Here is an 11,737-nt window from a genome sequence, read left to right on the forward strand (position 1 = left end):
GCCGCCGGGGGGGGCTACCGGCTCGAGCGGCTGGCCCGTGCGCGGGTCGAGCTGGGGGCCCTGGCCGACGTCGCGGCGCACGCGGCGCACGCGCTTGTCGGAGACCGACCGCTCGCCCAGGTCCTCGGGCGTCCACTCCTCGGCCACCGGGTAGGACCCCTTCGCAGGGCGACGCTTGCGCAGGGGCGCGACCGTGCCGTCCGCGAGGCGGCGCGCCGTGAGCAGGAAGCCCGTGTGCCCGACCATGCGGTGCTGCGGGCGGACCGCGAGCCCCTCGAGGTGCCAGCCGCGCACGAGCGACTCCCACGCCGACGGCTCGGCGTACCGGCCGTCGGAACGCAGGTCCTCGGCCAGGCGCGAGAGCTGGGTGGCGGTCGCGACGTAGCAGATGAGGACCCCACCGGGTGCGAGCGCGTCGGCCACGGCGTCGAGGTTCTCCCACGGCGCGAGCATGTCGAGCACGACGCGGTCGATCGAGCCCTTCTCCGCGACCTGCGGCAGGACGTCGGACAGGTCGCCGACGGACAGCTCCCACGCGGGGTGCTCCCCGCCGAAGAACAGCTCGACGTTCCCGCGCGCGATCGCCGCGAAGTCCTCACGGCGCTCGATCGAGTGGACCGTGCCCTGGTCGCCGACGGCGCGCAGCAGCGACATGGTCAGCGCGCCCGAGCCCACGCCCGCCTCGACGACGCGCGCACCGGGGTAGATGTCGGCCATCGCGACGATCTGGCCCGCGTCCTTGGGGTAGACCACGGCCGCGCCGCGCGGCATCGAGAGCACGTAGTCGGCGAGCAGCGGGCGCAGCGCGAGGTACTCGATGCCCGCGGTGTTGCGCACGACCGACCCCTCGGGCAGCCCCACGAGGTCCTCGTGCGCGAGGTAGCCGCGGTGCGTGTGGAACGTGGCGCCCGTCGCGAGCGTGATGGTGTGCAGGCGCCCGCGCGGGTCGGTGAGCTGGACCTTGTCCCCCAGGCGCAGCGGTCCGCGGCGCACGTCGGCGCCGGTCGGCGTGGGGGCCTGCGTGGCGGCGTCGTCGGCCGGGACGGGCAGGGCGGAGGCGTCGTGCGCGGGGTCGTGGGTCACGGGCGACCATCCTAGTCGGGCGGGACGGGCTGCCCCGCCCTCGGACGCGGCCCGGTGACGGGTCAGCGCCCGCGGGTCCCCTTGAGCGCCGCGACGACCCGGGTGACGTCCAGGAGCCCGACGACGCGACCGCCGTCGGTCACGACGATCACCGGTGCGTCACGGGTCACCGCGGCGACGGCGTCGAGCATGGCCTGGCCGCGCAGGTGCACGTCGACCCACGCGGTGGGAGGCAGCCCGACGGCGACCGCCCCGACCGGGGTCAGCGGCGCCTGCGCCGGCGGCACCGCGGCGACGGCCGCGGGGTCCGCGAAGGCCACGGGGTGGCCGTCCGTCTCGACGAGCACGACGTGGCCGGCGCCGGCACGTTGGGCCGACGCGACGGCGTCGGCCACCGTGCTGGTCACGGGCACCGCGACGGCCGGGTACGCGAGCGCCGCGACCGACAGGTCCGCGACGGCCGCGCGCGTGCGGCCGTTCTTGATCGCCGCCCCGGCACCCGACCACAGGAAGGCGCCGATCAGCGCAGCCCACGCGACCGTGAACAAGGACACCTGATACCCGTTGAGCGGCGGCCACGCGAGCGCCCAGAGCACGACCCCGACGGCCACGACGCGCCCGACCCAGCCCGCGACGATCGTGCCCGTGGTCCGGGAACCCGTCGCGGCCCAGACCGCGGACTCGAGGATCTGGCCGCCGTCGAGCGGCAGGCCGGGCAGAAGGTTGAAGATCCCCACGAACGCGTTCGAGAACGCCGCCGCGTACAGCAGCAGGGCGGGGATCGTCATGGTCGGCTGCACCTGGAAGACGAGCCAGCACACGGCTGCGAGGAGAAGGTTCGTGAGCGGGCCGACGACCGAGACGAGGATGCCGTCGAGCGGGCGCTTCGACGCACCCGAGTACGCGGTGTGGCCGCCCCACAGCGTCACGGCGAGCTCCGTGACCTGGTGCCCCCGAGCCTTCGCGACCACGGCGTGCGCGACCTCGTGCAGGAACACCGAGACGAACAGCAGCAGCACGAAGACGAAGGAGACCAGGTAGACCTCGCTGCTGCCGAGGTGCGGCGCGAAGCTGCGCACGGTGGGGACGAACAGGAACGTCAGCACGGCCGCGGCCAGGAACCAGGACGGGGTCAGGATGACGGGGGCACCCGACACCCGACCGATGGTCCAGCCCTTCGTGAGCTGCGGGTCTCGGGGGGCGCGACGTGCCGGTGCCGGGGTGGTCTCCACGTCGACACCCTATGTCGGGCACCTTGGCCGGACCTGGGCTGTGGAGCGTGGTGGGCGTGTGGGAGTCGACACGTAGGCTCGAGGCATGACGTCCCTCGCCCCCGACCTCGCCGGCTCCGGCACCCCGCCCGACGGACCTGCCGTCCCCGGTGGGCCCGCCGACGCCGCGGAGCCGCTCGAGTCCGTCGAGACCGCCGAGCTCCTGGGCCACGCGCCCCGCGAGCGCCGCCGGCCCGCCCTCTCGCCGTCGCGCGCCAACGACTTCATGCAGTGCCCTCTGCTCTTCCGCTTCCGGGTGATCGACAAGCTGCCCGAGCCCCCCAGCTCGGCCGCCGCGCGCGGCACCCTGGTCCACTCGGTGCTCGAGCGCCTGTACGACGCCCCGCTGGGCGAGCGCACCCTCGCGGCCGCGCAGGCCATGCTGCCCGGCGAGTGGGAGCGGCTGCAGGAGGCCGAGCCGCGGTACGCGGAGCTGTTCGCCGGTGGCGCGGGGGCCGACGGCGGGGTGCAGGCCTGGCTCGACGGCGCGGGGAACCTCCTGGGCACGTACTTCACGCTCGAGGACCCCAACCGCCTCGAGCCTGCCGAGCGCGAGATGTTCGTCGAGACCCAGCTCGAGGACGGCCCGCTGCTGCGCGGCATCGTGGACCGGCTCGACGTCGCCCCGACCGGGGCGGTGCGGGTCGTGGACTACAAGACGGGCAAGTCTCCCCGCCCGCAGTACCAGGGGTCTGCCCTGTTCCAGATGCGCTTCTACGGCCTCGTGCTGTGGCGCGAGCGGGGAGAGATCCCCAAGATGCTCCAGCTCGTCTACCTGGGCGACGGCCAGGTGCTGCGCGCCGAGCCGCAGGAGGCGGACCTCCTCGCGGTCGAGGAGCAGGTGCGCACGCTCTGGTCGACCATCACGCAGGCCGCGCGCACCGGGCAGTGGACCCCGCGCCGGACCCCGCTGTGCGGGTGGTGCGCGCACCAGGCCGTGTGCCCGCAGTTCGGCGGGACGCCTCCGGAGATCCCCGAGGGCGCGGTCGAGCTCGCCCTCGGCATTGCGCCGGAGGCCGTGGCGTCGTAGGACGCGTCGCCCGGTCGGCCCGGCCCCCGCGTCCTCCGCGCCTCGGCGTCAGTCCTGGAACAGGTCGATCACGTCGCCCGCGAGGATGCGCGCGAGCCCGTCGACGTCCAGGCGGGCCAGCGACGGCGTCCGGCTGAGCCCGGGCAGCACCGGGACGGGCACGACCGCCTCGACGCCCAGCGTCGCCGCCCCCGCCGCCCGGGCCGAGGCGATACCCGTGGGCGAGTCCTCGATCGCGACGCAGCGCGTCACGTCCACGCCCAAGCGCTCGGCGGCGAGCAGGTACGGCTCGGGGTGCGGCTTGCCGTGCGTGACGTCGTCACCGCACACGAGCGTCACGAACGACCCGGGCGGCGCCAGCTCGACGACCGGCTCGGCCAGGGCGCGGTAGGACATCGTCACGAGCGCGCACGGCACGCCGTGCTCGCTCAGCTCGGCGAGCAGCGCCAGAGCCCCCGGCTGCCACGGGACCTCGACCCGTACCTGCTCGATCACGCGTGAGATGAGGAAGTCGATGATCTGCTCCGACGCCAGGTCGACCCCGGCGGCCTGCAGGACGCGCGCCGACTCGGGCAGCGCGTTGCCCACCATCTGCATCGCCTGCTCGTGGGACCACGTGCCCCCGTGGGCCTCGACGAGCTCGTGCTCGGCGGCGATCCAGTAGGGCTCGGTGTCGACGAGGGTGCCGTCCATGTCCCACAGGACGGCCTGCGGCAGGACCAGCGCCTCACGGGAGGCGGTGTCGGGGCGTGCGAGATCGGGTGATTCCAGGGGGTTCAACGAGTACTCCATGCTTCGGGGAAACGGTTCGTGGCCGTCCTGCCACCCTAGCTGGCACGAGCGCACTCCCACCGGCGCGTCAGCACCACCCGTCTCCGACGTCCGCGTCGGCATCCTCCAGGCTGCAGGTGTGCGGCAGCGCGGCGTCGGTCCAGAGCTCGCCCTCTTCGCTGAGGACCGCGACCTTGAAGTACCCCTCGTCGGGGATCCTGAGGACCTCCTCCTCGCCGTTCACGATGACGTGCAGGTTCACCGCCCACTCCCACCCCTGCCCGACACCGTCGACGGTCTCCGCCTTGGCGGACAGGACCAGCTCTGCGGCCTCCCCGCTGGTCAGGTACAGAGACAGTCGATCGACGCTCGCACCGGACTCCGGGTCCCAGATCTCGACGGTCGGAGTTGCCGCGCTGACGTCGAGAGACAGGACGCGTTGGTACGTCTCTCCCCCGCCGACGGCGAACCACTCCTCGTCCGGGCACAGGAGGATGCCGGTGTCGAACTCGCCCGACAGCGGCCTGACCTCTGGAGTCGCTCCCGTGAGGACCACCGTGGTCTCCGTGCGCAGCGCCGTGAGGAACGCGGTCACCGAGGAGATCACGAACGGCGCAGCTCCCGCGCCCTTCGCCCATTCGTGCCGGGCTGCGGAACCACATCCGGCCGGTCCGTCGGCGGACGGCAGGCTCGTGGGCATCACGGGCGGCTCGTTCGCGACCCACAACGCCGCCCCCTGGTCGGCGACGACGTTCACGGCCAACGCGGGCACCTGGCGCGGCCACCACGTCTGAGGCCAGGCCGCCACCAGCCCGAGCACCGCGGCGACGAGCGCCAGAGCGGCGCCGATGCGTGACACCGGCTTGTCCCACCAGCGAGAGAGACCCTGAGACCCGACGCCACCGTCAGCTTCGTCCTCGCCCTCGGTGCGGGGGCCGCGTGCGCGGCGTCGCCCGGCAACCCGTGGACCGCCAGCCCTGTCCGCCATCGTGGCACCCACTTCCCCGCCGGTCGGACCGCGCAGCGATCGTCCTCGCGCTCGGCGCACGGCTCGCCCACCCGGACCCTTCGCTCACTAGGGAAGGATGCACCGAGCAGCCTGATACACCGGGCCGTCTCCCGAGCACCTGACACTGCCCGCGTCGTCGTCGCACCGGGGCCGACGGCGGCGGCGACCGCTCGCAGGAGGCGGCGGACTCGTCGGCGTTCTCGCCCCGCGCGATGACCAGCGGCGCGGCAGCCTAGGCTGGGACGATGAACGAGACCAGGGAACCGCTCGACCCGGCCGACCTGCCCGAGCCGACACTCCCGGCCGAGCCGGCCGAGCACCGCCAGACGGTCATGCTCGCCGCTTTCGAGGGATGGAACGACGCAGGCAGTGCCGCGACCGCGGCGCTCCTGCACCTGCACGACCTCTGGGACGCCCAGGACCTCGCGGAGCTGGACCCCGAGGAGTACCACGACTTCCAGGTCATCCGCCCGGTCGTCGGCACCGACGAGAACGGCCGCCGCGAGATCACGTGGCCTGCGACGACGATCGTGTCCGCGACCGTCCCCGGCAGCGGGCGCCGTGTCCTGCTGGTCCATGGCATCGAGCCCTCGATGCGCTGGCGCCGGTACTGCCGCGAGCTGCTGGACCTCGCGGAGCGTGAGGGCGTGACCACGGTCGTGACGTTGGGCGCGCTGCTCGCCGACGTCCCCCACACGCGGCCCATCCCCATGACCGCGACGTCGGAGAGCGCGGGGCTGCGCGCGGTCCTCGACGTCGAGCCCAACTCCTACGAGGGGCCGACGGGGATCGTGGGCGTCCTCCAGCACGCCGCCGCGGAGCGGGGCATGCAGTCCGTGTCGTTGTGGGCGGCGGTGCCGCACTACGTCGCGAACCCGCCGTCGCCCAAGGCGACGATCGCGATCCTGTCCCGGGTCGAGGAGCTGCTGTCCGACCCGATCCCTCTGGGCGACCTCCCGGAGGAGGCCGAGGCGTGGCAGGCGGGCGTCGACGAGCTCGCGGCCGAGGACGAGGAGATCGCGGAGTACGTCCACCAGCTCGAGGAGGCGAAGGACACGGCCGAGCTGCCCGAGGCGAGCGGTGAGGCCATCGCGCGCGAGTTCGAGCGCTACCTCAAGCGCCGGGACGACGGCACGGGCGGCCCGCTCGCCTGAGTATCGCGGGCCCGACCCTGCCGGCCCCGGCCCTGCACGTCGAACGGCCCGCGCCCCCCTCCCAGAGGGGGCCGCGGGCCGTCGTCGTGCGCGGGCGGTCGAGCGGAGGGCGGCGGAGCGCCTGGACTAGAGCCGCACGCCGAGCAGCGCGTTGACCGCGCGCGAGATCACGCCGGGCGCGCCCTCGGTGTCGGCAGAGGTGTCGCGCCCGTCGGCGAGCGAGACGTCGGCCCACGCGTCGACCGCGGCGAGCGCGGTGGGGGCGTCGAGGTCGTCCGCGAGCGCCGCGCGCACCGCCGCGAGGGTCGCGTCGGCGTCGGGGCCGCCGTTGCCCGAGACCGCGGAGCGCCACCGCTCGAGGCGCTCGACGGCAGCGGGGAGGTCGGCGTCGGTCCACTCCCACTCGGAGCGGTAGTGGTGGGCGAGCAGGGCCAGGCGGATGGCCATGGGGTCGACGCCCGTGGCGCGCAGCCGCGAGACGAACACGAGGTTTCCGCGCGACTTGCTCATCTTCTCGCCCTGGTAGGCGACGAGGCCCGCGTGGACGTGGTTGCGCGCCCCGAACCCGTGGTCGAGCAGGCGGTCGTGCGAGGTCGACATCTCGTGGTGGGGGAAGAGCAGGTCCGCTCCCCCGCCCTGGATGTCGAAGGGCAGGCCCAGGCCGTCGCGCGCGATGACGGCGCACTCGATGTGCCAGCCGGGGCGCCCGGTGCCGAGGCTCGCGCCGTCCCAGGTGGGCTCGCCCGTGCGCTCGCGACGCCACAGCAGCGGGTCGAGCGGGTCCTTCTTGCCGTCGCGCTCGGGGTCTCCACCGCGCTCGCCGAACAGGCGCAGCATGTCCTCGCGGCTGAACCGCGACACGGCGCCGAAGCGCGCGTCGGCGCTGAGGTCGGCGTACACGTCGCCGAGCTCCGGGGTGTCGCCGCCTGCTCCGGGCTCGACGGGTACGCGGTACGCGAACCCGTCCTCGATGAGGGCCTCGACGGCCTGCACGACGTCGGGGATCGCCTCGACCGCGCCGCGGTACACGTCCGGGGGCACGACGCCGAGCGCGGTCATGTCCTCGGCGAGCAGGGCGGTCTGCTCGACGGCGAGGTCCCACCAGTCGACGCCTGTCGCGGTCGCGCGCTCGAGCAGCGGGTCGTCGACGTCGGTCACGTTGGACGCGTAGGTGACGTCGTGCCCGGAGTCGCGCCAGGCGCGGCCCAGGAGGTCGAACGCGACGTAGGTCGCGGCGTGCCCGATGTGGGTCGCGTCGTACGGGGTGATCCCGCAGACGTACATGGTCGCGGTGTCCCCCTCCGCGGCGACGACGAGCTCCCCGGTGGTGCTGTCGTGCACCCGGATCGGGAGTCCTCGACCGGGCAGGGACGGGATCTGAGGCATGGGCCAGCTGTGCACGCGACAACCTTAGCCGCGAACGGCCCCGGCCTCCTCGACGGTCGTCGCGCGTGGGCCCCCCCAGCCCGCCCGACGGCGCCGCGAGCCCGTCCTGGGTGGCGTGCCTGCGGCGTCGGGCAAGAATGCAGGGGTGACCGAACCCACACGTCCCCCCGACCCCCGATCCTCCGAGCCGGACGCCCACGAGAAGCCGCGCACGGCGCCGACGCGCTACAAGGAGCTGTGGGTCGAGGGGGCCGACGGGCGCGTGCGACCGGTCGACGGGCGCCCGGGGACGACCGGCCTCGCGGACTCCGGCGCTCCGGGAACGGCCGACCAGGAGACCGGGGCGCGCTGGTACGAGGTCCGCACGCTCGACGACTTCGTGGAGGCCGCAGAGGCCCTCGGAGTGGGCCTGAGCACGCAGTGGGGGCGAGGGCACCTGCCCGTGCACGTGCGGCACGTCAAGCACCCCTTGGCGCACGTCGAGCACATCGGCATGGACTGGCTGCTGGTCGTGACCCCGACCCTGGCCTTCTCCGAGGACGACCGGCAGGTCAGCACGGGCAGCTTCTGCATCCTCGTCGGACCGGACGTCGTCGTGACGGTCGAGAAGGGTTCCGGGGGCGTCCACGACCGGATGCGCGAGCACCTGACCGGCCCGTCGCACGGGCGCGGCAAGGGCGTCCAGCACCTGGCGGGCGAGGCCCTGTTCGCGCTCGTGGCGACGGCCTCCGACGTCGAGCTGGCCCTGGGCGACGCGGTCGCCGAGGTCGAGAAGATCGTGTTCGAACCCCGGCGGCACACCGACCCCGTCCTGCCCATCTACGACCTCAAGCGCGAGATCACCGAGGCCCGGCGGGCCCTGCTGCCCATCACGGCCGAGCTGCCCGAGCTCGTGTCGGGCAGCGCCCGGTCGCGCATCACGTTCGACAAGCGACTCATGGACCGCCTGGTCTCGACGGTCGAGCGCATCGACCGCCACCTCGACGCGCACGACGACCTGCTGTCCGACATGCTCTCGGTGCACCTGTCACAGGTCTCGGTGCGCCAGAACGAGGACATGCGCAAGATCAGCGCCTGGGCCGCGATCCTCGTGTTCCCCACGATCGTCGGCGGCATCTACGGCATGAACTTCGACCACATCCCCGAGCTGCACTGGTCGCTCGGCTACCCGATGGCGCTCGCGATCATGGTGGTCGGCTGCTTCGGGCTCTACGGGGCGTTCAAGAAGGTCGGCTGGATGTAGCGGGCGCCCGCCCCCTCGGCGGCGGGCGGCGCGGGTCAGGCGAGCGGCTGCAGGACGCCGAACGTGAGCAGCAGGATCACGACGCCCGCGAGTACCAGCCGGTAGATCACGAACGGCGTGTAGCTGAACGTCGAGACGATCTTCAGGAACGCGATGATCACGAGGTACCCGACGACGAACGCCACGAGCGTCGCGATCAGGGTCGCCCCGAAGCCGGGCGAGCCGGGCACGGGGCCCGACGCGACCGACTTCGCGAGCTGGTAGAACCCCGAGCCGAGGACCGCGGGGATCGCGAGCAGGAACGAGTAGCGCGCGGCAGCCTCCCGCGTGAAGCCCATGAGCAGGCCCGCGGTGATGGTCCCGCCGGACCGGGAGACGCCGGGGACCAGGGCGAGCGCCTGCGCCAGCCCGAACCCGACGGCCTGGCGCGGGGTCAGCTCGTCGAGCGTCCTCTTCTTGGCCCCGACCCGGTCCGCGAGCCCGAGCAGCAGCGCGAACGCGGCGAGCATGAACGCCGTGATGTACAGGTTGCGCAGCGAGGCCTCGATCGCGTCCTGGAACAGCAGGCCGAGGACCACGATCGGGATCGAGCCCAGGGCGATGAACCAGGCCATGGCGGCGTGGTGGTCGCCCTTGCCCATCCGGGCGCGCCAGTCGGTGCCGTTCTCGCCGCGCACCGCTCGCCACCAGGCGCGACAGATCGTCGCGATGTCCCGCCGGAAGTACAGCAGGACCGCGGTCTCGGTACCGATCTGGGTGATCGCCGTGAAGGCCGCCCCCGGGTCCGACGAACCGATCAGCTCACCCACGATGCGCAGGTGCGCGCTCGAGGAGACGGGCAAGAACTCGGTCAGGCCCTGGACGAGGCCGAGAAGGACGGCATCCCACGCATTCACGAAGGGCACGATACCGGCGCCACGAGCCCAGGCCCGGCCGGACAGGCCGGATCGGGGAAAGCGTCACCTGGGCGTCGCCCGGCGGACACCACACGGCCCCGCGCAGGACGCCCGCCGGACACCTGGGGACCCGCCCGCGCGGGCCAGAGCGACGGACCTCACCCTCCCGACCACGCCACGTCTCCGGGCATCGCGCCCTCTTCGCCGGTAACCTGCCGCGCATGGAACTTCGTCAGCTCGGCCGCACCGGCCTTCGCGTCTCGCCGCTGGGTCTCGGGACCATGGCGTGGGGTCGGGACACCGACGAGATCGACGCGGCGGAGCAGCTCCGGGACTTCGTCGACGCCGGCGGCAACCTGGTGGACACCGCGGCCTCCTACGGCGGCGGCGCGAGCGAGTCGATGATCGGCTCGCTCCTCGCCGCGGGCAAGGTCGACCGCAAGGACGTGCTGCTGTGCACCAAGGCCGGGATCCGCACGACCGCCGACGGCAACACCGTCGACGCGTCCCGCGGCGCGCTCCTCGACTCGCTCGACGCCTCGCTCGCGCGCCTCGGGACCGACCACGTCGACCTCTTCCTGGTGCACACCCCGGACCCTCGGACCCCCTTCGACGAGACGCTCTCGGCCCTGCGACTTGCCGTGACGACCGGGCGCGCCCGCTACGTGGGTCTGTCCAACCACCCCGGGTGGGCCGCCGCGCGGGCGGCCGCGACGCTCGACGCGCGCGGCGACGTCGGGCTCAGTGCGGTGGAGCTCGAGTACTCGCTGCTGCAGCGCGGGATCGAGCGCGACGTCGTGCCCGCCGCCACCGAGATGGGCTTCGGGGTCCTCGCGTGGTCACCGCTGGGTCGGGGCGTGCTCACGGGCAAGTACCGCAGCTCGCTGCCCGCGGACTCGCGCGGGGCGTCCTCGCACCTGGCCGGGTTCGTCCAGCCCTACCTGGACGGCCCGTCGTCGGGCATCGTCGAGGCCGTCGTGACGGCCGCGAACGGCCTGGGGCGCGCACCGCTCGACGTGGCGCTGGCCTGGCTCCTGGAGCGGCCGGGGGTCTCGAGCGCGATCGTCGGCGCCCGGACCCCGTCGCAGCTGCGGGCCTCGCTCGCGGCGAGCGACCTCGAGCTGCCCGACGCCGTCCACCACGCGCTCGACGACGTCAGCGCCCTCTCGTTCGGCTACCCCGAGCGTTGGTAGCGCTACCCCTGCGGGAGGTCAGCGGCTGACGCCGTCGTGGAGGTCGACCTCGTCGAACTCCTCGTCGAGCCGGTCGTCGTCCGAGCCGCCGTCCCGCTCGTCGTCGTCCCGCTCGTCGTCGTCCTCGTCGTCCGAGTCCTCGTCGTCCTCGTCGTCGTCCTCCGCGAGGTAGAACGGTGTGGCCTCGCCGTGGACCTGCGCGAGCGCCTCGTCGTAGACCTCGTAGGCGTCCGCGAGGACGTAGTAGGCGTCGTCGACCGCGGGATCGTCCTCGCCCCGGCGCGCGGCGACAGCGTTGTAGTGGGCCTCGAGGGCCGCGATGAATCGGTCGAGCGCGGCGCGCGGGTCAGCGGTCATACCCTGACGGTAGCCCTGCCCGAGGCACAATGGCACTCGGAATCCCGGCGCGGGAGAGTGAGGTACGGCTCACGGCTCCCCGCTCACGACCGACCCGAGGACGGTGGAACATGGCAAGCACTCCTCCCCCGCAGCGCGTGGCCCGCACCGAGCCCAGCAGCCAGTACGAGTACCGGGTGCTCACGATCGACAGGTCCGTGAGTCGCCACGACGCCGTCCGCCTCCTGACGGACGAGGCCGAGTACGGACGCTGGGAGCTCGACCGCACCCGGCTGTACGTGGGCGGCGAGCGGCGCGTGTGGCTGCGCCGCAAGATCATGCGGGTGCGCTCGACGCTCTGAGGC

At 73.5% G+C, this 11,737-nt stretch carries 12 protein-coding genes; 5 read left to right on the plus strand and 7 right to left on the minus strand.

Features of this window, described 5'->3' with window-relative positions; translation table 11 throughout:
- Both H9652_RS09365 and H9652_RS09370 read right to left on the minus strand, forming a co-directional pair.
- A partial coding sequence (locus H9652_RS09365) for a tRNA (adenine-N1)-methyltransferase (RefSeq protein ID WP_225228008.1) occupies positions 1 to 1,050 on the minus strand: 1,050 nt, incomplete at its 3' end.
- Between the two features lie 95 nt (positions 1,051 to 1,145).
- A complete protein-coding gene (locus tag H9652_RS09370; protein WP_191795992.1) occupies positions 1,146 to 2,315 on the minus strand; it encodes a site-2 protease family protein in 1,170 nt (389 codons plus the stop codon).
- An 85-nt stretch (positions 2,316 to 2,400) separates the two neighbouring features.
- Here H9652_RS09370 and H9652_RS09375 point away from each other — a divergent pair, with 85 nt between their 5' ends.
- Positions 2,401 to 3,384 (plus strand): RecB family exonuclease, encoded by a 984-nt coding sequence (locus tag H9652_RS09375; protein WP_191795993.1) that lies wholly within the window; start codon positions 2,401 to 2,403, stop codon positions 3,382 to 3,384.
- A 48-nt stretch (positions 3,385 to 3,432) separates the two neighbouring features.
- Here the strand turns inward: H9652_RS09375 and H9652_RS09380 are convergent, their stop codons facing one another.
- Together H9652_RS09380 and H9652_RS09385 are read right to left on the minus strand one after the other, a co-directional pair.
- The gene (locus H9652_RS09380; protein ID WP_225227994.1) at positions 3,433 to 4,164 is read right to left on the minus strand and encodes an HAD family hydrolase; all 732 of its coding nucleotides are present in this window, start codon (positions 4,162 to 4,164) and stop codon (positions 3,433 to 3,435) included.
- 79 nt (positions 4,165 to 4,243) lie between these two features.
- Positions 4,244 to 5,014, minus strand: coding sequence for a hypothetical protein (locus H9652_RS09385; protein WP_191795995.1), 771 nt, complete (start codon positions 5,012 to 5,014; stop codon positions 4,244 to 4,246).
- Positions 5,015 to 5,409: 395 nt separating this feature from the next.
- Here H9652_RS09385 and H9652_RS09390 point away from each other — a divergent pair, with 395 nt between their 5' ends.
- A complete protein-coding gene (locus H9652_RS09390) occupies positions 5,410 to 6,318 on the plus strand; it encodes a PAC2 family protein (RefSeq protein ID WP_138824580.1) in 909 nt (302 codons plus the stop codon).
- A 126-nt stretch (positions 6,319 to 6,444) separates the two neighbouring features.
- Here H9652_RS09390 and mshC read toward each other — a convergent pair whose 3' ends face one another.
- The gene (gene mshC, locus H9652_RS09395) at positions 6,445 to 7,719 is read right to left on the minus strand and encodes a cysteine--1-D-myo-inosityl 2-amino-2-deoxy-alpha-D-glucopyranoside ligase (protein ID WP_138824581.1); all 1,275 of its coding nucleotides are present in this window, start codon (positions 7,717 to 7,719) and stop codon (positions 6,445 to 6,447) included.
- 130 nt (positions 7,720 to 7,849) lie between these two features.
- On the opposite strand from mshC, the gene H9652_RS09400 reads away from it, so the two are divergent.
- Entirely contained in the window at positions 7,850 to 8,947 is a 1,098-nt protein-coding gene (locus H9652_RS09400; protein ID WP_191795996.1) for a CorA family divalent cation transporter, read from the plus strand.
- A gap of 35 nt (positions 8,948 to 8,982) precedes the next feature.
- On the opposite strand, the gene H9652_RS09405 is transcribed toward H9652_RS09400, so the two are convergent.
- Positions 8,983 to 9,843, minus strand: a complete 861-nt coding sequence (locus H9652_RS09405; RefSeq protein WP_191795997.1) for an undecaprenyl-diphosphate phosphatase — start codon at positions 9,841 to 9,843, stop codon at positions 8,983 to 8,985.
- Positions 9,844 to 10,064: 221 nt separating this feature from the next.
- Between H9652_RS09405 and H9652_RS09410 the strand changes: the two genes are divergently transcribed.
- Positions 10,065 to 11,036 (plus strand): aldo/keto reductase, encoded by a 972-nt coding sequence (locus tag H9652_RS09410; protein WP_191795998.1) that lies wholly within the window; start codon positions 10,065 to 10,067, stop codon positions 11,034 to 11,036.
- Positions 11,037 to 11,054: 18 nt separating this feature from the next.
- On the opposite strand, the gene H9652_RS09415 is transcribed toward H9652_RS09410, so the two are convergent.
- On the minus strand, positions 11,055 to 11,393 hold the full coding sequence (locus H9652_RS09415) for a primosomal protein (RefSeq protein WP_191795999.1): 339 nt from the start codon (positions 11,391 to 11,393) through the stop codon (positions 11,055 to 11,057).
- Between the two features lie 110 nt (positions 11,394 to 11,503).
- Between H9652_RS09415 and H9652_RS09420 the strand changes: the two genes are divergently transcribed.
- Entirely contained in the window at positions 11,504 to 11,734 is a 231-nt protein-coding gene (locus H9652_RS09420) for a DUF5703 family protein (RefSeq protein WP_138824585.1), read from the plus strand.
- The last annotated feature ends 3 nt before the right edge of the window (positions 11,735 to 11,737 follow it).

The sequence above is a fragment of the Oerskovia rustica genome (assembly GCF_014836555.1).
GTDB classification, from domain to species: Bacteria; Actinomycetota; Actinomycetes; order Actinomycetales; family Cellulomonadaceae; genus Oerskovia; species Oerskovia rustica.